The organism is Myxococcus sp. XM-1-1-1 (genome assembly GCF_020037095.1).
Classification (GTDB): Bacteria; Myxococcota; Myxococcia; order Myxococcales; family Myxococcaceae; genus Myxococcus; species Myxococcus fulvus.
In genome coordinates, this window is the sequence record NZ_JAIQDH010000005.1 from 231,025 (window position 1) to 249,313 (window position 18,289).

Consider the following 18,289-nt stretch of genomic DNA (forward strand, 5'->3'; position numbering starts at 1 on the left):
CGGTGGCGCATGGCCGCCGGAGCCCTCGGTGGCTCATCCGTCGCGACGCGCCCGGCGACGCAGCGGCAGGGCGAGGAGCAGCAGGGCCAGCGGCGCGAGCGTGGCCGCGCCGCCGGTGCTGCAGCCGCCTCCGGCGATGAGGAAGTCATCATTGCCGTCCAGCGGGTTCGAGCCGTCGGCGACCTCCACGCCGTCACTGGCGCCGCCCCCATCCGTGTCGGGGTTGTTCGGGTCCGTCTCGCCCGGGTCGACGCGGCCGTTGTGGTTCGCGTCCTCCTCGCCGTCCGGCAGGCCATCCCCGTCCGTGTCCGGATTGAGCGGATCCGTGGGGTTCTCGCCCTTCACCTCGATGCCGTCGGGCAGGCCGTCACCATCCGTGTCGGGGTTGTTCGGGTCCGTCTCCCGCGCGTCGACGCGGCCGTTGTGATTGGCGTCCTCCTCGCCATCCGTCAGCCCGTCGCCATCCGTGTCCGGGTTCTTCGGGTCGGTGGTGGTGCTCGGGTCCTCGTCCGGACGGAAGTTCGGCGAGGTCTGGTCCGTGTGCTGGTGCGCCGTCTCGCGCGTCACGCCCAGCTCCGTGCCGTCCAGCACGCCGTCGTTGTCGCTGTCCGAGTCCAGCGCGTCGATGAGGCCGTCCCCGTCCGTGTCGGTGATGCCATCCACGCCATCCGGCACTCCGTCGGAGTCGGAGTCCGCGTTGCGTGGGTCGAGGCCCAGCGCGAGCTCCGTCGCGTCATCGATGCCGTCCATGTCGGAGTCGACGTCGTCGGGGGCGAAGAGCGGGTCCGTCTCGCCGGCGTCGACGCGGCCGTTGTGGTTCGCGTCCTCGATGCCGTCGCGCACGCCGCCGCCATCCGTGTCGGGGTTGAGCGGGTCCGTCTTCGTCGAAGGGTCCGCGTCCGGCGTGAAGCGCGCCGGGTCCGTGTCGGTGCCCTGCGGCTCGGTGAGGCCCAGCTCCAGGCCATCCGTCAGCCCGTCGCCGTCCGTGTCCGCCTTCTTCGGGTCCGTCTCACCGTCATCGACGAGGCCGTTGTGGTTGGCGTCCTCGTTGCCATCCAGGAGACCGTCGTCATCCGTGTCGTCATCGAGCGGGTCCGTGCCCGCGACCTTCACCTCGATGCCGTCCGGCAGGCCGTCGCCGTCCGTGTCGGCGTTGTTCGGGTCCGTGCCCAGCGCGAGCTCCTCCGCGTCCGTCAGTCCGTCACCATCCGAGTCGGCCGTGATGACCCACACGTAGGAGGCCGGCGAGCCATCCACGTTGCCCGCGGCGTCCACCGCGCGGACCTCCAGGGTGTGCGCCCCGAGCGCCAGGTTCGTGAAGGCCACAGGGTTGGTGCACGGCGTCCAGGTCGCGCCGTCCAGGCTGCACTCGAAAGTGGAGCCGGGCTCGGTGGACTCGAAGACGAACGTGGCGTCGGCGGGCGCCTCCGTGAGCGGCGGACCACTGACGATGCGCGTGTCCGGCGCCTGGGTGTCCACCGTCCACGTGTACGAGGCGGGCGTCGGGTCCAGGTTGCCGTCCTCATCCTTCGCGCGGACCTCCAGCGTGTGCTCGCCGTCGGTCAGGTCCGTCAGCTCGGAGGGGTTCTGGCACTCGCCGAAGGGCGCGCCGTCCAGGCTGCACTCGTACGTCACCGGGGACTCGTCCGAGCTGAAGCCGAAGGTGGACGAGGACTGACGCGTCAGCGTGGGCGGCGTCTGGGTGAACGCCGTCTGCGGCGGCTCGGCATCCACGGTGAAGGTGTGGACGACGGGGGTGCTGGTGTTGCCCGCCTCGTCCGTCGCGCTGACGGAGACGGTGTGCGAGCCCTCTCCGAGCGGCGCGCTCCCCGTCAGCGTCCACGCACCCGAGCCATCCACCTCGAAGGTGCCCAGCACCGTGCCGTCCACCGTCACGGTGACGGTGCTGCCCGGCTCCGCCGTGCCCGAATACGTCACCGTCGCGACGCTCGACACCGAGCCATCCGCCGGCGTGTCGATGTCCACGGCGGGCGCCCGGGTATCCACCGTCCACGTGTGCTCCGCGGGCGTCGCGTCCGCGTTGCCCGCCGCGTCCACCGCGCGCACCGCGAGGGTGTGCGCGCCGTCCGCGAGACTGTCGAACGTCGCCTGGGCGGAGCACGCGAGGAAGGCCGCGCCGTCCAGGCTGCACTCGAAGGTCACCGGCGACTCGTTCGAGGAGAAGACGAAGGACGCGGAGGCCACGTTCGTCAGGGCCTCGGGACCGCTGTCGATGGCCGTGTCCGGCGCCGTCGTGTCCACCGTGAAGGTGACGCTCGTCGGCGCGCTGGTGTTGCCCGCGGCGTCCGTGGCGGTGACGACCGCCGTGTACGCGCCGTCGCCCAGCGTCACGGGCGGCGTGAAGGTCCACCCACCGGCGCCATTCACGGGGATGGGACCGTAGGTCGTCCCTCCCACCGTCACCATCACCGACGTCGCGTCCGTGGCCGTGCCCGTGAGCGTCACGACGCCGTCATCCAGCACCGCGCCCTGGGCGGGCGACGCGATGAGCGGAGCGGCCGGCGGCGTCAGGTCCACCGTCCACGTGTACTCGGCGGGCGTGGGGTCAACGTTGCCCGCGGCGTCCACCGCGCGCACCGTCAGGGTGTGCTCGCCCTCGGCGAAGCCCTCGAACAGGGCCGGGCTGGTGCAGGCGACGTACGTCGCGCCGTCCACGCTGCACTCGAAGGTGGAGCCCGGCTCGCTGGCGGCGAGCTCGAACGAGGCATCCACGGCGCGGGTGGGCGAGTCCGGACCGGACACGATGAGCGTGTCCGGCGCAGTGGTGTCCACCGTCCAGGTGTGGGTCGCGGGCGTCGCGTCCACGTTGCCCACCGCGTCCACCGCGCGCACGCGGAGCTGGTGCTCACCGTCCGCGAGCCCCGAGTAGCTCACGGGTGAGGTGCAGGCCGCATAGGCCGCGCCGTCCAGGCTGCACTCGTAGCCGACCGCGCCCCCCTCGGAGCGCAGCTCGAAGGTGGCAGAAGTCTCACGGGTGAGCGCGTCCGGTCCGGACTCGATGAACGTCTCCGGCGGCGTCAGGTCGATGGTGAAGCCGTGGGACGTCGCATCGGAGGTGTTGCCCGCGGCGTCCACCGCGACGGCCGTGAGCGTGAGGGGGCCTTCGGGCTGCGCGGTGGAGAAGGTGAAGGTCCACGTGCCGGACGACGTCACGGAGATGGGGCCGTAGGTGGCGCCGTTCACCTCCAGGTAGACCTGACTGTCCGACGCGGCCGTGCCAGTGATGGTGGGCGTCGCGGTGCCCACCGTGCCGCCATTCGCCGGCGAGACGACGACAGGAGCCGAGGGCGCCTGCAGGTCCACCGTCCACGTGTACGTCGCGGGCGACGGGTCCGCCGTGCCCAGGGCGTTGACGGCGCGGACCGCGAGGACGTGGGTGGCCTCGGAGAGGCCGGTGATGCTCAGCGGGCTGGTGCAGGGCGTGAAGGCCGCGCCATCCAGGCTGCACTCGAAGGAGACGCCGCCGTTCTCCATGCGGAGCGCGAAGGTGGCCGCGGTCTCGCGCGTGAAGGCCGCGGGGCCGGAGTCGATGAAGGTCTCCGGCGTGGACAAATCGATGTCGAACCCGTTGGACGCCGTCTCGCTGGTGTTGCCCGCGGAGTCCGTCGCGGTGGCCTCGACCGTGTGGGGACCTTCGCTCAGCGCGGTCGGGCTGGGCAGGCTCCACTCGCCGTCGATGTTCGCCGTCACCGTGCCAATCACGTCCCCGTCCACCTCCACCGTCACCTGAGCGAAGGGCTCGGCGGTGCCGGAGTAGACGGGCGTCGCGGTGGCGATGGTGGTGCCGTCCGCCGGCGTGGCGATGACCGGGGCGTCGGGAGCCACCGTGTCCACGGTGAACTCGGAGGGCGCGCTGTCGTCACTCACGTTGCCCGCGGCATCGGTGGCCGTCGCCGTGGCTGTGTGGAGTCCCTGGCCCAGGTCCACGGCGGGGGTGTACGTCCAGCGGCCCTGGGCATCCACGGGCGCGGTGCCCAGGACGATGCCATCCACGCTCACCGTCACCAGCGTGCCCGCCGTCCCCGTGCCGGAGATGACCGGGCGCTGCGTGGGCACCACGACGCCGTTGGCGGGCGTGTCGATGACGGGCGCATCCGGCGCCGTCGTGTCCACGGTCCAGGTGTACGTCGCGGGCGAGGCGTCCACGTTGCCCGCCGTGTCGCGAGCGCGGACCGCCAGGGTGTGGCTGCCTTCCGAGAGGCCCGTGAAGGTTCGGGGGTTCGAGCAGGTGATGAACGTCGCGCCGTCCAGTGAGCACTCATACGTCACCGGGTCCGTGTCGCTGCCGAAGCCGAACGTGGCGGAGGTGGCGTTGGTGATGGAGGGCGGGGTGCTGGTGAACGTCGTGGTGGGCGCCACGGTGTCGACGGTCCACGTGCGGGTGGCCGGCGTCGGGTCCACGTTGCCCGCGCTGTCACGGGCGCGCACGGTGAGCGTGTGGCTGCCCTGGGACAGGTCGTCGAACGTCACGGGGTTCGAGCAGGCGACGTACGTGGCGCCGTTCAGCGAGCACTCGAAGGTGACGCCGGACTCCGTGCTGTCGAAGCCGAACGTTGCGCTGTCGCTGTTCGTCAGGCCGGAGGGCCCGCTGACGATGCTCGTGTCCGGCGCGGTGGTGTCCACCGTCCACGCGTACGTCGCGGGCGTCAGGTCCACGTTGCCCGCGGTGTCGCGCGCGCGGACCGCAAGAGTGTGCGCGCCGTCCGAGAGGCCGGGGAAGGACTGCGAGGCGGCGCAGGTGGCGAACGTCCCACCGTCGAGCGAGCACTCGAGCGTCACCGGCGTCTCGGTGGCGCTGAAGGTGAACCCGGCGTCCGCCGAAGCGGAGGGGCTCGGCGGGCCGCTGACGATGGTCGTGTCCGGCGCGAGGGTGTCCACCGTCCACGTGCGTGTGGCCGGCGTCAGGTCCACATTGCCCGCGGCATCCACGGCGCGAACCGCGAAGGTGTGCGAGCCATCCGCCAGGTTCGAGAGCGACGTCGGGCTGGTGCACGCGGTGAACGGTGCCCCGTCGAGCGAGCACTGGAACGTCTGCGGGCTCTCGGTGGAGGTGAGGGTGAACGTCGCGCCGGTGTCCGAGGTCGTCCCCGTCGGGCCGCCCGAGAGGGTGGTGTCCGGCGCGGTGGTGTCGATGGTCCACGTGTAGACGGCGGGCGTGGGGTCCACGTTGCCCGCGGCATCCACGGCGCGGACCTCCAGCGTGTGGCTGCCCTGCGCGAGGGCAGGGAAGCTCTGCGAGGCGGAGCACGCGGTGAACATCACCGCGCCGTCCAGGCGGCACTCGTAGCTCACGCCGCTCTCGTTGGAGCTGAACTGGAAGTGGGCCACCGCCGAGTTGGACACGGCCGGGGGCGTGCTCGCGAAGGCCGTGTCGGGGGCCACCGTGTCGACGGTCCACGTGCGGGTGGCTGGCGTCGCGTCCACGTTGCCGGCGCTGTCGCGCGCGCGGACCCGCAAGGTGTGGCTGCCCTGCGACAGCCCCGTGTACGTCATCGGGTCCGTGCAGCCGGTGAAGGTCGCACCATCGAGCGCGCACTCGTACGTCACGCCGCTCTCGTTGGAGTCGAAGTCGAACGTCGCCTCGGTGGAGGCCGTCGTCCCGGATGGGCCGCTGACGATGGTCGTCTCGGGCGCCACGGTGTCCACCGTCCACGTGCGCGTGGCCGGCGTCCCATCCACGTTGCCCGCGCTGTCACGCGCGCGGACCGCCAACGTGTGGTTGCCCTGGGACAGGTTGTTGAAGGTCGCGGGCGTGGTGCATGCGGCGAAGGTCCCACCGTCCAGGCTGCACTCGAAGAGGGCGGGCGACTCCGTGGAGGTGAAGGTGAACGTGGCGCTGTTCGAGTTGGTCGTCCCCGTCGGGCCCGAGGTGATGCTGGTGTCCGGCGCCACGGTGTCCACGGTCCAGGTCCGGCTGGCGGGCGTGGCGTCGAGGTTGCCGGCGGCGTCCACCGCCCGCACCTGCAAGGTGTGGCTGCCCTGAGACAGGCCAGGGAAGGTCACCGGGTCGGTGCACGCCGCGAAGGGGGCCCCGTCCAGCGAGCACTGGTACGTCACCGCGAGCTCGTTGGAGTTGAAGTCGAACGTCGCGCTCGCGCTGTTCGTCAGGCCGCTCGGGCCGCTGACGATGGTCGTATCCGGCGCCACGGTGTCCACCACCCAGGTGCGACTGGCGGGCGTCGGGTCCACGTTGCCGGCCGCATCCCGGGCCCGCACCTGGAACGTGTGGGAGCCCTGGGCGAGCCCCGTGTAGCTGGTGGGCGAGGTGCAGGCCGTGAAGGCCGCGCCGTCCAGGCTGCACTCATACGTCACGCCGCTCTCGTTGGAGTCGAAGGTGAAGCTCGCGCCCGGCGCCGCCACCGTGCCCACGGGGCCGGTGAGGAGGCTCGTGTCGGGCGCGGCGGTGTCGGTGGTGAAGCTCACCGTGGTGGCGGGGCTGGTGTTGCCGGCCGGGTCGCTCGTGGTCACCGTGGCGGTGTGCGCGCCGTCGGGGAGCGCGCTGCTCGCGCAGGACCAGGCGCCCGTGGTGGGTTGGGCCGGAGCGGTGCAGACGACCGCGCCCCCAATCACCACGCTGACGGTGCTGCCGGGCTCGGCCGTGCCGGTGAACCCGGGCTGGTTCGTCCCCAGGGTGCTCCCGTTCGAGGGCGCCGTCACGACGGGCGCGGGCGGCACGGACACGACGATGTTGGTCGGGCCGGTGGTGCTGGGGGAGGGGGAGCTGCTCGCGGAGCTGGCCGGCGCGCCGCGCTCGCCCTGGGCCGTGATGGTGGCCTGGTTGGCGATGACGCCGGAGGCCGCGGGGGTCACCACGGCGCGGAAGCGGAGGCTGGTGCTCTGGTTGAGCTGCAGGCTGCCACCCAGCGTGCTCGTCGCGCCCGTGCCCAGCCGCACGGTGATGACCCCCGTGGGGCTGACCTCGCCCACGTCGTCACCCTGGATGTCGGTGAGGGGGCCCGCGTTGGGGCCGGTGAGGACTTCGAGCGAGCCCGGGACATAGGCGAGCTGGGCGGGGAGCGGATCCTGGAGGACGGTCTCGATGCTGACGTCGTCACCGGTGTTCGTGGTGACGATGGTGTAGTCGATGAGGTCGCCGCCGCGCAGCGAGCCGTCCGCGCGTGGGTTCACCGCCGTGGCCGTCTTGTACGTGTTGGTGAAGTCCGGGCGCAGCGTGGCGATGGACGTCGCGAAGGCGCCGAGGATGTACGAGTCACCCGAGGACGTCGCCGTGACGGTCATCGACGTGGCGCCACCGGAGACGTGGTTGGTGATGTCCACCACGTCCATGTCCACGCCGGACATGCTCGCCGACGCGCCCGTCAGCCGGGGCAGGTCGTCGGCGTGGCTCGCGGGCGTGCCGAGCACCGAGCGCGTGCTGTTGAAGAAGTTGTTCACCGGGTTGGCGCCGTCGGAGATGTTGCTGCCGTTGACGCGGAACTGGTCGCCGGTGCGCGTCGCGTCGCCCTCGAAGGCCAGCACGCCCAGCTTGGCGTCGAAGCCCGAGCTCGGCACGTTGAAGCCAGACAGCGTCACCGTCTGGGTGTTGCCATTGCTGACGTAGTCCATGCCGTCGAACAAGGTCAGGTTGCGGATGGGCGAGTCCGGGTGGCGGTAGAACACCACCAGCGCCCAGGCGCTGAACGTGTCCGTGCTGTTGACGCTGGCGAGGGGCGCGGAGTCGACGTCGCTCACCTCGTAGACCCCCGAGCCGTTCGTGGCGACCAGGGTGGTGACGTCCGCGGAGGACTCGTAGATGTAGCGGCCGCTCGGCGCGTAGCTGTGCGAGACATCCGCCGTCAGCATCTGCGTGAAGACGCCGGGCCGGCCGAACTCGGCGGTGGTGTCCGGCGTCCGGGCGTTGGTGCTGGTGGACAGGTGCGCGGCCCAGTACAGGCGCGCGTACGTCACCACCGCGCCCGGGGGAATCACCAGCGCCGCCCGGCTGCGCGCCTGCGTGGCCGTCACCGAGGTGTTCGCCTGGGCCACGCCCGACTGGAGGGTCCAATAGACATCCACCGCGTCATCGGAGGTGTTCGAGCCGCAGTTCCCGACGGTTCCCACCACCGGCCCGGGGACGTTGGGGGCGCAGTCGTGGGCGAGCGTGTTGCCCACCATCAGCAGGTCGCCGCGCTGGTCCGCCGTGTGGCGAAGCACCGGCGCCGCCTGCGCCTGGCCCGCGAAGGCGGTCATCAGCAGCGGCAGCACCCAGCGCCTTCGCGACGCGGCGCCGCGAGTGGAGGTCGTGGTCATGGTGGGGGTACCTGAAGGGGCGGGAGGAGGGGACCGATGAGCGAGGTCCGCGACGACCTGGCGCTGGACGCCACGAGCCCGGGAATCGCCGGGGGGCATGGAATCCCAGTCAGCTATGGCTCGCCGGGGGGACGGCTCGGAGGCGGGGGTGGCTCGCTCTGTCACGGACCGTCGAAAAAGCAACCGGGGTGCCAGCGTGAAACACAGGATTCACGGCTGGGTTGTCGGTTTTCGAGGCCGCGTGAAACACACGCTCGAAGTGTCTGTCTGGGAGCTGGATCCAGATTCTGGAATCCGGACGAGCGTGTTTCAGCGGGGCCGCGAGCGCGCGGAGGGTGGATGTCTGGGATTGCTGTTTCGCGGCGAGAGAAATCACGCGTCGTGTCGACACGCGCAGCAGCGGATCCGCTGGCACGCGTCGGCAGGGTCAATGTCGACGCGGGGCCTACGGAGGCGGGACGCGGAGCTGGAGCGTCAGGCGCACGTTGTCCGAGCGGAGCCCCACCGGGCCATCGAAGGAGAAGGCCTCGGCAGGCAGCGCTCCCTCCCACGCCAGGGTGTCATCGGCCCAGACGCGCAAGGTGGGGCGGGTGAGCTCGACGCGCAGCACGTGCTCTCGTCCCCAGGCGGGCGCGCCGAGCGCGACACGGCGGGTGGGGCGCACGGTGACATAGCCTGAGTTCCCGCAGTCGGCGCTGCGGTGCAGGTCCGGGTTGTGCTTGTAGTTGACGACGAGGCCGGGCTTCGGCGTGAAGCGCCACATCACGTACACCACGTTGCAGCCATCCAGGGCGCGCAGCTTGAGGCCCACCTGCTGGCGCGGTGCTCCGGACTGCAACGCGCGCTGCTCCTCGGACGGGGCGTGGGGCGTGAAGCGCAGCTCGGCCCGCGAGGAGTCGGAGCCCGGGAGGATGGCTCGCAGCCGCGCGCCGTCCACGTCGAGCCGGCCGTCGGGCCGCCGCCGGGTCGCCCCCTCCGTCACCTGCAGCTGGCTCGGTGGCAAGGGCCTGTCCGCCGTCCTGGGCGCGGCCGCGAGGGCTCCTGACCCCAGGCAGGTCACCAGGAGCCACGTGCGCGCGCGGGTCCGCCTCAGGGCTGGGTGTTCCCGAGGAACGAGGTGAGCGCCTCCACATGGGCCGTCAGGTAGGCCTGCTCGGCGCGAAGCCTCGCCAGCTCCAACAGGAGGTAGTCCCGGAAGCGGCGAATCTCTCGCGTCTGCAGCGCCTCCACGTCGCGCAACTGGCCCTCCAGGTCCGTCACCAGCGCGGAGACCTCGCGCAGCCGGGCCTCCTCCGTCCTGTGCCGGGAGCGCAGCTCCACCAACAGCTCGGAGACCTGCTGGTCCATCCCCTCCACGTCATGCAGCGTCGCGCGGCGGCGGCCGTCGCGCGCGCGGGCGTTCGCCTTGCCCTGCCACAGGTGGCCCAGATCGTACGTGAGCATGACCTGCCCGAAGAGCGGCACGTCCTGGTCCACGTCGAAGACCTCGTCGTACCCGCCGCGCACGCTGAGCTGCCAGGCGCGGGCTCGACGCAGGCCACCGGCGGCGGACTCCACCGCGTCATCGGCCGCCCGGAGCTCCTCCAGCAGGGTCTCCAGCCGCTGCCCCCGGGCGAAGGCGGGACGGGCGGCCAGCCGCTCCCGCGCCAGCGCCGTGTCCGTGCTCAGCGAGCGCAGGTGGTCCAGCCGCACCTGGACGGCGTTGAGCTCCTCGAGCGTCGCGCGGCCTTGCTTGAGGTCGTCGCGCAGCGCGGTGACGAGCGCCTCCGCGCGGGGCAGGGCGTCCTGGAGGACACGGGCACGGGCCTCCAGCGCCGAGTCCTCGCCCAGCCCCGAGCCCTGGCGCACCGCCGCCTGGAGCGACGAGAGCGCCTGGTAGCGTCGGCACTCCGCCGCCGCGCGCCGGTGGATGGTGCGTCCGCGGTACAGGCCCACGAAGTCGTAGCTCAGGCCCGCGGTGACGCGCAGCTTGGGCTTGCCCAGGGCGGTGCCGCCCTCGGCCTCGCCGGTGTTCACCGCGCCGAAGCTCCCGAACACCTCCGGCGCCAGCTCCAGCGCGGCCTCCGCGTCACCCATCCCCTGGACCCAGTCGCAGTAGCCCGCGGAGCGCTCCTCCAAGCGAGCCTCCAGCGTGGTGGCCTCGGGCGTCGACTGGGCCCAGGAGACGGGAGTTCGCGCGGCGAGCAACAGCAGCGCGCCGCAAGTCAGGCTCTTCCGCATGGGACTTCTCCACCGTGTCGTCATGGGCGCGCGGCTCACAGCACCAGGGGCGCGCGGCCCAGGTGCAGCAGGTCCTCCCGGGCCGACGCGGCGTCCGTGAGCTTCAGCTCCACCATCACCCCGCGCAGCAGGTGCTGACGGATGGGGTGCTTGATGGAGACCTCGCCCTCCAGCACCCGCCCCACCACGCCCACCTCGCGGCACCAGACGACCTTCAGGGCGCAGGCGAACAGGGGCGCGCCCTCCGCCGCGTTGCCCAGGTTCTCGTACGGCACGAAGGCCACCGTCAGGTCCTTCTCGATGGCGCGCAGGTACGGCGAGGCCTTGAGCGACGCGATGAGCGCCTCATAACGCTGGGCCACGTCGTCGAGCGCCTTCGCGTCGTGCTCCAGGCTGCGCAGCGTCGCCTCCGCGCGCGCCTGCTCCAGCATCGAGTGCGTGTACTCCCGCTCCAGCAGCAGCACGTCCGACGTCATCCCGTCCGGCGTGCCGTCCTGCACCGCCGTCAGCCCCGCGATCTCACGGTGGATGCCCTCCACCCGCGTCTCCAGGTCCACCGTCGTCTGCGCCAGCGACAGGTTGCTCTGCGCCAGCTGCGCCAGGTGGTGGTTGAGGGTGAGCTTGTCTTCCTGCTGCAGGAGCCGTGCGCCATACAGCGCATCCGTGCGCGCGCGGGACAGGCCCGCGTAGGCGCGGTTGGACTCGAGGATCTCCTTGCGCGCCTCCTGGTACTCGCGGCGCAGCGTGGCCAGGCGCCTGGCCGTGCGGTCCTTGGAGGCGCGCTCGCCGCGCAGGGCGACCAGGAAGCGCTGCTGGAACGAGCGCTCCGCGGCCACGGTGCGCTGCGCGTCCGTCATCCGGTTCTCCACCGCGCGCTTCTCCGCGAGCACATGGTCCCGGGACGACGTCTGCGCGGCGAGCTGGGTGTTGAGCGTGAGGATCTGCGGGTCGGTGGGCGATATCACCGTCGGCGTCGCCCAGGAGTGGCTCAAGAGGAAGAAGCCCTGCACCGACAGGAACGAGATGAGGGCCGTGAGGATGAGGCCCAGCAACACCGAGCCCATCATCTTGTAGAGCGAGACGGCCACGGCGTTGATGCGATTGGCGACGCGTTGGTTCATGGAGAGCCCTCACCAGCGGGGTCGGTCGGAAGCTCGCCGCGGTTGGCCGCGGGACTGGGGGCCGGCGCGGCGCTGGGACTGCCCCGCGTCTCCCAGCTGCCGGAGTCCAGGGTCAGCAGCGCCAGCGGCGTGAACAGCGCGTACGTCACCGGCATCAAGAGGGCCATGGGCAGGAAGCACGCCCCATGCACCCGTCGCTCCTCCGGCAGGTGCCGCGTCTCCAGCCGGTAGATGATTCCCAGGAGGCCGATGACCAGGAAGTGGAACGCGAGGATGTCCATGAACTCACCCGTCAGGACGTTGTGGACGATGACGACGGGGTAGGCGAGCAGCAGCGCGAGCTGCGACACGTAGTGGATGGTGATGACCGGGTGCAGCCGCCACGCATGGGACAGGCCGCCCAGCAGGTCCACCAGGTTGGAGCGCCGCCACCGCAGCTGCTGGGAGAAGTAGCCCGCGAGCGTCGCCGGCGCGGCGGTGAAGCAGAACGCGTCCAGCGTGTAGACCGTCTCGTAGTCGTGCTTGACGATCTGCCGCGTGAGGAAGCGGTCCTCGCCGTACTTGATGGGCACGCCCGCGATGGCGCGCGCCTCCAGGATGGGCTCCAGCTCCAGCAGCACGTCGCGGCGGTACGCGGTGAGGCAGCCCGACAGGCACATCACCTGTCGGAAGCTGCGCTCCAGGTCCTTGAGCCACTGCTGGGCGAAGTGGAACTTGATCTCCACCATGCGCGTCAGCCAGTTCTGGTGTCGGTTCGTCACGTAGGTGCGGCCGCCCACCGCGGCGATGCGCGAGTGCGTGAAGCGGCGCACCAGGTGGCGCACGGCGGCGCGGTCCACGATGACGTCCGAGTCCACCGAGACGATGATCTCCGCGTCCACCGCGGCCTTCACGCCCCGGTTGATGCCCTTGCGCTTGCCCAGGTTCTCGGGGTTGCGCATCACGAGCACGTTGGGGTGGCCCTCGGCGGCCTTCATCGCCCACGCGTAGCTGTCATCCTTGGAGCAGTCGTCCACCACGACGATCTGCAGCAGCTCGCGGGGATAGTCCTGCTCCAGCAGGCTGCGGACGGCCTGGAAGATGCCCTGGCCCTCGTTGAAGAGGGGGATGACGATGGCGACCCGCGGCCGGTACGACTCGTCCACCTGGTCGATGCTCCGGCCCCGCACGCGGCGCAGGAACGGCCCCAGGATGTAGCGGTTCATCAGCACGACGATGAACAGCAGGTGGATGGGAAAGAGCTCCATCAGACCCCGCCCCCCATCACGCCACCCTCCCTCGCCACGGGGGGCGCTCCGCCCCTCGGCCCCCATGAGGGAGCGGTGGGAAAGTTGGCGATGCGGGGGCCCGCGCCAACTGCCCCCAGGGACGGTGGAAGGGGATTGCCCACCGGCGCGAGCGCGCGCCCCAGCGGCCGTCCGGAACAGGTCAGCCGGCCCGCCCCCGCGTCGAGGGGCGCTTCCGCCAGCCGACGCTCCCTCGGGACGTCAGTGCGCCGCGGGCGGCGAGGGCGACGTCAAGGCATCCGCGCGTTGCAGGTCGCGCAACAGCTCCGTCTTGCGCGCGTCGCGCTGGGCCGCGGAGGTGAAGGCGATGCCCTCCATGGACTCGCGCGCCGCGAGCGCCACGCGGGCCAGGCCATCCCGGGAGATGAGGCCCACCGCGAACGCGTCCACCGCCGCGCCCACGTAGGTGTCGAAGAAGTGGATGCGCTTGTCGCGCCACGCCCGCCGCGTCGTCTCAGGCGTGTCCACCACGTCGTGGATGAAGACGGCGTGCACCGCCTCCGGCGCGTGCTTCAGCATCCTGTCTCCGAACTCCACGTCGCCCTGGCCGCTGTCGCCCACGAAGACGAAGCTGTACTCGGGGAAGCAGCGCAGGTAGCGCAGGAAGTTGTCGAACTTCTTCGTGGCGATGCGCGAGTTGCCCAGGAGGTGCGTGAGGCTGCCGGACAGCACCACGTGCGGCGGAACGCCGTGCTTGCGCAGGCTGTCGAACGTCAGGTTCTCCACCGCGCCCAGCGGGTCCATGGGGCGCGCGGTGACGAAGGTGAGGTCGCCCTCGCGTCCGGGGATGATGCCCGGCCCCCGGTCCAGCTCCGCGTAGAAGGCGAGCACGCCCGGGTACACCGTCTTGGGCGGGTACCGGCTGTCCTTGAGGTTGGCGTAGAAGGTGTCGTCGATGTCGCTGAGCACCTTGCTCTCGCCGCTGGGCGCCAGGCGGGCCTCGTGCTGGATGTGGCCGAGGATCTCCTCGCGCAGCGCCACGTTGTCCACGTCGTCGAAGAGCAGCTTCTCCAGGTCCTGGTGGTTGTTGCCGGCGTCGAGCAGGTTCTTGAACGCCGTCAGCTCGCGGCCCCGCACGCCGAGGAACAAATCCTTGATGCACTGCTCGGCGGTGTAGGGCGTGCCGCCCCTCTGGATGGCCGTCACCAGGCTGGCACGCACGGGCAGCGCCAGCTCCTGCGCCCGCTCCCGGCACAGCAGCTTCATGAGGACGGTGTGGTGGTCCGGGCCGAAGACCCGGTCGTCCAGATCGCCCAGGAGCGACTCCAGGTCGACGTTGGCCAACAGGTAGTTCAGCTCGGCGGGCGTCGCGTCACCGAGCAGGTCCAGGATGCGGCGCTCCTCGCTGGCGTCGGTGTGACCGGCCATGAGCGTGCGCAGGGTCTCCAGCTTCTTCGTCGCGGCGCGTGGATCCATGTGGCTCCCCCCGTCCGGCGCGAGGCCGGCCTTGAACCTGGGGAGCCTACGCGGGGGTGGGGTGGGCGTGGTAGAGCAGGCGCATGTCGACTGTCGCGCCGCTGGAACTGGGTCCGGACGAAGTCCACGTGTGGATTGTCGAGCCCGAGCGCATCCTGGAGCGGCACCTCCTGGACGCGTACTGGGGCCTGTTGGACTCGGCCGAGCGCGAGAAGCAGCAGCGCTTCCGCTTCGAGCGCCACCAGAAGCAGTACCTGGTGAGTCACGCGCTGGTGCGCCTGACGCTGTCGCGCTACGCGCCGGTGCCGCCCACGGCGTGGAGCTTCTCGACCAACGCCTACGGGCGGCCGGAGATTCGCGGCGAGCACGGCGCCCGGCTGCGCTTCAACCTGTCCCACACCGACGGCATGGCGCTGGTGGCGGTGGGGCTGGACGCGGAGCTGGGCGCGGACGTGGAGGACGCGGAGCGCAAGGGCGAGACGGTGGAGATCGCCGACAGCTTCTTCGCCGCGCCCGAGGTCGCCGCGCTCAAGGCCCTGCCCGAGGGCGAGCAGCGCGGCCGCTTCTTCGAGTACTGGACGCTCAAGGAGTCCTACATCAAGGCCCGGGGCGCGGGCCTGTCCCTGCCGCTGGACCAGTTCGCCTTCCACCTGGAGGCGGGCAAGGAGCCGCGCATCTCGTTCGATGCGCGGATGAAGGACACGCCCCAGACCTGGCGCTTCATGCAGCTGCGGCCCTCGGCGCGTCACCAGGCCGCGGTGGCGATGCGCCGGCCGTGGGACCAGCCGTTCCGTGTGCGCTGGCAGTTCACCGTCCCGCTGGCGTCGGATGCGCCGCCCCGGTTCGAGGCGGCGCGGGGCCTCACGCCGGGGTCGACATCCACCGGGTGAGGTCCTCGCCCAGCGCGGCGAGCAGCGCGGCCTGCTGCGCGCGCAGGAAGAAGTGCCCGCCGTCGAAGTGACGGATGCGGAAGTCCGGGCTGCGCGTCTCCTCGCGCCACGTCTCCAGCCGGGCGAGCGACACGTGCTTGTCCGTGGTGCCGCCCATGACCGAGATGGGCACGTCGAGCTTCACGGGGGAGACGCCGTTCTCCCACCACGCGAGCGCGAAGTCCGCGCGCAGCGTGGGCACCAGCAGCTCCAGCAGCTCGCGGTGCTGCAGAATCTCTTCGGGCGTGCCGTCGTAGCGGCGCAGCTCCTCGATGAACTGCTCCTGCGGCAGGTGGTGGATGGGCTTGCGGTCCGACTCGCGTGGGGCGCCGGACGCGGCCAGCACCAGCCCGCGGGGCATGGGGCCGTTGCGCGCCTGCAGCCGCCGGGTGAGCTCCAGGGAGATGCGCGAGCCCATGCTGTAGCCGAAGAAGGCGAAGGGCTTGTCGAGCAGCGGCGCCAGCACCGGCAGCAGCGTGTCCACCAGCGCGGGCAGGCTGTCGAAGGGCTTCTCCATCAACCGCCGCTCGCGGCCGGGCAGCTGCACCGCGCACAGCTCCACGCCCGGTGGCAGGCCACCCTGCCAGCCGCTGTAGATGGAGGCGCTGCCGCCCGCGAAGGGCAGGGCGAACAGCCTCAGCCGAGCGTCCGGCAGGGGCTTGCGGGAAGGAAACCAGCGTTCGGGAGCGTTCGGATTCGAGGTGGGCGCACTGGGCATGGCGGTACGGTTCTGTCGCACAGCCGAGGAAAACGGGTCAAGCCCTGGCAACTTCGAGCCCGCTGCAGACTTCCACCCCGCGTACATGCCTGACTTGTTACGCGCGTATTTCGTGAATGAGTGGGCTGGCAGGACTCCGTGTGAGGCGTGCTAGCGTTTTCTCCCGTGAGCTACGAGCTTTCGCACCTGGACGCCCTCGAGGCGGAGTCGGTGTTCATCCTCCGGGAGGTGGTCGCCGAGCTGGACAGCCCGGTGCTGCTGTTCTCCGGCGGCAAGGACTCCGCGGTGATGCTGCACCTGGCGGTGAAGGCCTTCGCGCCCGCGCCGCTGCCTTTCCCCCTCATGCACGTGGACACCGGGCACAACTTCCCGGAGGTGCTCGCGTACCGGGACGCGCGCGTGGCCGAGCTGGGCGCGAGGCTGCTGGTGGCGTCCGTGCAGGAGGCCATCGACGCCGGGCGGGTGGCGGAGGAGAAGGGGCCCCGCGCCTCGCGCAACCGGGCACAGACGGTGCCGCTCCTGGAGGCCATCGAGAAGCACCGCTTCAACGCCGTGTTCGGCGGCGCGCGCCGGGACGAGGAGAAGGCGCGCGCGAAGGAGCGGGTGTTCTCCTTCCGCGACGAGTTCGGCCAGTGGGACCCCAAGCACCAGCGCCCGGAGCTGTGGAGCCTGTACAACGGCCGCCACCGCCGGGGTGAGCACCTGCGCGTCTTCCCGCTGTCCAACTGGACGGAGCTGGACGTGTGGCAGTACATCGCCCGCGAAGGTGTGGCGCTGCCCTCCATCTACTTCAGCCACCGGCGCGAGGTGTTCCGTCGGGATGGCATGTTGATGGCGTGGTCCCCGTACCTGCCGCTGCTTCCGGGCGAGGAGGTCACGACGGCGGCGGTGCGCTTCCGCACGGTGGGCGACATGACGTGCACCGCGTGCGTGGAGTCGGAGGCGGTGAAGGTGGAGGACGTCATCTCGGAGATCGCCGCCTCGCGCGTCACGGAGCGGGGCGCGAGCCGCGCGGACGACAAGTTCAGCGAGACGGCGATGGAAGACCGCAAGCGCGAGGGGTACTTCTAGTGGAACTGCTACGCTTCGCGACCGCGGGCTCCGTCGACGACGGCAAGAGCACCCTCATCGGCAGGCTGCTCCACGACACGCGCTCGATTCTCGAGGACCAGCTGGCCGCGGTGGAGCGCACCAGCCGCGCGCGCGGGGACGAGTACGTCAACCTGGCGCTGCTGTTGGACGGGCTCAAGGCCGAGCGCGAGCAGGGCATCACCATCGACGTGGCGTACCGCTACTTCGCCACGGCGAGCCGCAAGTTCATCATCGCGGACACGCCCGGGCACCTGCAGTACACGCGCAACATGGTGACGGGGGCGTCCACGGCGGACCTGGCGCTCATCCTGGTGGACGCGCGCAAGGGCGTGCTGGAGCAGACGCGGCGCCACGCGTTCCTCGCGTCGCTCCTGCGCGTGCCGCACCTGGTGCTGTGCGTGAACAAGATGGACCTGGTGGGCTTCGACGCGGCCGTCTTCGAGGCCATCCGCGAGGAGTTCCGCCAGTTCTCCATGAAGCTGGACGTGACGGACCTGACGTTCATCCCCATCTCCGCGCTGGGCGGGGACAACGTGGTGACGCGCTCGGAGAAGATGCCCTGGTATCAGGGGCCGACGCTGTTGCACCACCTGGAGAACGTGCACATCGCGTCGGACCGCAACCTCATCCACGTGCGCTTCCCCGTGCAGACGGTCATCCGGCCCATGTCGTCGAGGTTCCCGGACTACCGCGCGTACGCGGGGCAGGTGCTGGGCGGGGTGCTCAAGCCCGGCGACGAGCTGATGGCGCTGCCCTCCGGGTTCACCACGCGCATCCGCTCGCTGGACCTGGCGGGGCGGGAGGTGGCGCAGGCGTTCCCGCCCATGTCCGTGAATGTGTCGCTGGCGGACGAGCTGGACATCAGCCGGGGCGACCTGCTGTGCCGTCCGGGCAACCCGCCGCACGTGGGGCAGGACCTGGACGCGATGGTGTGCTGGCTGGCGGAGGGCGTGTCGCTGCAGACGGGCTCGCGGCTGGCGCTCAAGCACACCACGCGCTCGGTGCGCGCGCAGGTGAAGCAGCTGCACTACCGGCTGGACATCAACACGCTCAGCCGCGACGAGCAGAGTCCCCGGCTGGCGCTCAACGAGATTGGCCGGGTGACGCTGCGCACCACGGCGCCGTTGTTCTTCGACGCGTACCGCGACAACCGGCACACGGGCAGCTTCATCCTCATCGACGAAGCGACGAACGCGACGGTGGGGGCCGGGATGATCAACGGCCCCGCCGTGTGAG

10 protein-coding genes are annotated in these 18,289 nt (G+C 71.1%); 3 read left to right on the forward strand and 7 right to left on the reverse strand.

Translation table 11 applies throughout. From position 1 onward, the window contains the following. Window positions 1-33: 33 nt before the first annotated feature. From K8640_RS13355 to K8640_RS13380, 6 genes are all read right to left on the reverse strand, one after another. Complete coding sequence (locus tag K8640_RS13355) at window positions 34-8,271, reverse strand: Ig-like domain-containing protein (RefSeq protein ID WP_223747389.1); 8,238 nt, start codon at window positions 8,269-8,271, stop codon at window positions 34-36. A 445-nt stretch (window positions 8,272-8,716) separates the two neighbouring features. After that, complete coding sequence (locus K8640_RS13360) at window positions 8,717-9,274, reverse strand: hypothetical protein (RefSeq protein WP_223747390.1); 558 nt, start codon at window positions 9,272-9,274, stop codon at window positions 8,717-8,719. A gap of 86 nt (window positions 9,275-9,360) precedes the next feature. Continuing rightward, entirely contained in the window at window positions 9,361-10,491 is a 1,131-nt protein-coding gene (locus tag K8640_RS42850; protein ID WP_305070654.1) for a hypothetical protein, read from the reverse strand. 35 nt (window positions 10,492-10,526) lie between these two features. Further along, window positions 10,527-11,612: a hypothetical protein gene (locus K8640_RS13370; RefSeq protein ID WP_223747391.1), complete on the reverse strand. Its 1,086-nt coding sequence runs from the start codon at window positions 11,610-11,612 to the stop codon at window positions 10,527-10,529. Further along, window positions 11,609-12,859 (reverse strand): glycosyltransferase family 2 protein, encoded by a 1,251-nt coding sequence (locus K8640_RS13375; RefSeq protein ID WP_141328034.1) that lies wholly within the window; start codon window positions 12,857-12,859, stop codon window positions 11,609-11,611. The genes K8640_RS13370 and K8640_RS13375 overlap by 4 nt, the downstream gene beginning before the upstream one ends. Before the next feature lie 240 nt (window positions 12,860-13,099). Next, complete coding sequence (locus K8640_RS13380; protein WP_223747392.1) at window positions 13,100-14,314, reverse strand: phosphatase domain-containing protein; 1,215 nt, start codon at window positions 14,312-14,314, stop codon at window positions 13,100-13,102. 83 nt (window positions 14,315-14,397) lie between these two features. Here K8640_RS13380 and K8640_RS13385 point away from each other — a divergent pair, with 83 nt between their 5' ends. Next, window positions 14,398-15,204, forward strand: a complete 807-nt coding sequence (locus tag K8640_RS13385) for a 4'-phosphopantetheinyl transferase superfamily protein (protein ID WP_223747393.1) — start codon at window positions 14,398-14,400, stop codon at window positions 15,202-15,204. Here K8640_RS13385 and K8640_RS13390 read toward each other — a convergent pair. Next, the gene (locus K8640_RS13390; protein WP_223747394.1) at window positions 15,176-15,961 is read right to left on the reverse strand and encodes a thioesterase II family protein; all 786 of its coding nucleotides are present in this window, start codon (window positions 15,959-15,961) and stop codon (window positions 15,176-15,178) included. The genes K8640_RS13385 and K8640_RS13390 overlap by 29 nt on opposite strands. 165 nt (window positions 15,962-16,126) lie before the next feature. Between K8640_RS13390 and cysD the strand changes: the two genes are divergently transcribed. Together cysD and K8640_RS13400 are read left to right on the forward strand one after the other, a co-directional pair. Continuing rightward, window positions 16,127-17,032, forward strand: coding sequence for a sulfate adenylyltransferase subunit CysD (cysD, locus tag K8640_RS13395; RefSeq protein WP_141328026.1), 906 nt, complete (start codon window positions 16,127-16,129; stop codon window positions 17,030-17,032). Next, the gene (locus K8640_RS13400) at window positions 17,032-18,288 is read left to right on the forward strand and encodes a sulfate adenylyltransferase subunit 1 (protein ID WP_223747395.1); all 1,257 of its coding nucleotides are present in this window, start codon (window positions 17,032-17,034) and stop codon (window positions 18,286-18,288) included. The genes cysD and K8640_RS13400 overlap by 1 nt, the downstream gene beginning before the upstream one ends. Window position 18,289: the final 1 nt, after the last annotated feature.

What these genes read in the sequence shown, in the direction of transcription:
- K8640_RS13370 (WP_223747391.1), bottom strand. Translation starts at nt 11,612, where the DNA reads ATGAACCAACGCGTCGCCAATCGCATCAACGCCGTGGCCGTCTCGCTC.
- K8640_RS42850 (WP_305070654.1), bottom strand. Translation starts at nt 10,491, where the DNA reads ATGCGGAAGAGCCTGACTTGCGGCGCGCTGCTGTTGCTCGCCGCGCGA.
- K8640_RS13380 (WP_223747392.1), bottom strand. Translation starts at nt 14,314, where the DNA reads ATGGATCCACGCGCCGCGACGAAGAAGCTGGAGACCCTGCGCACGCTC.
- K8640_RS13385 (WP_223747393.1), top strand. Translation starts at nt 14,398, where the DNA reads ATGTCGACTGTCGCGCCGCTGGAACTGGGTCCGGACGAAGTCCACGTG.
- K8640_RS13390 (WP_223747394.1), bottom strand. Translation starts at nt 15,961, where the DNA reads ATGCCCAGTGCGCCCACCTCGAATCCGAACGCTCCCGAACGCTGGTTT.
- K8640_RS13355 (WP_223747389.1), bottom strand. Translation starts at nt 8,271, where the DNA reads ATGACCACGACCTCCACTCGCGGCGCCGCGTCGCGAAGGCGCTGGGTG.
- K8640_RS13375 (WP_141328034.1), bottom strand. Translation starts at nt 12,859, where the DNA reads ATGGAGCTCTTTCCCATCCACCTGCTGTTCATCGTCGTGCTGATGAAC.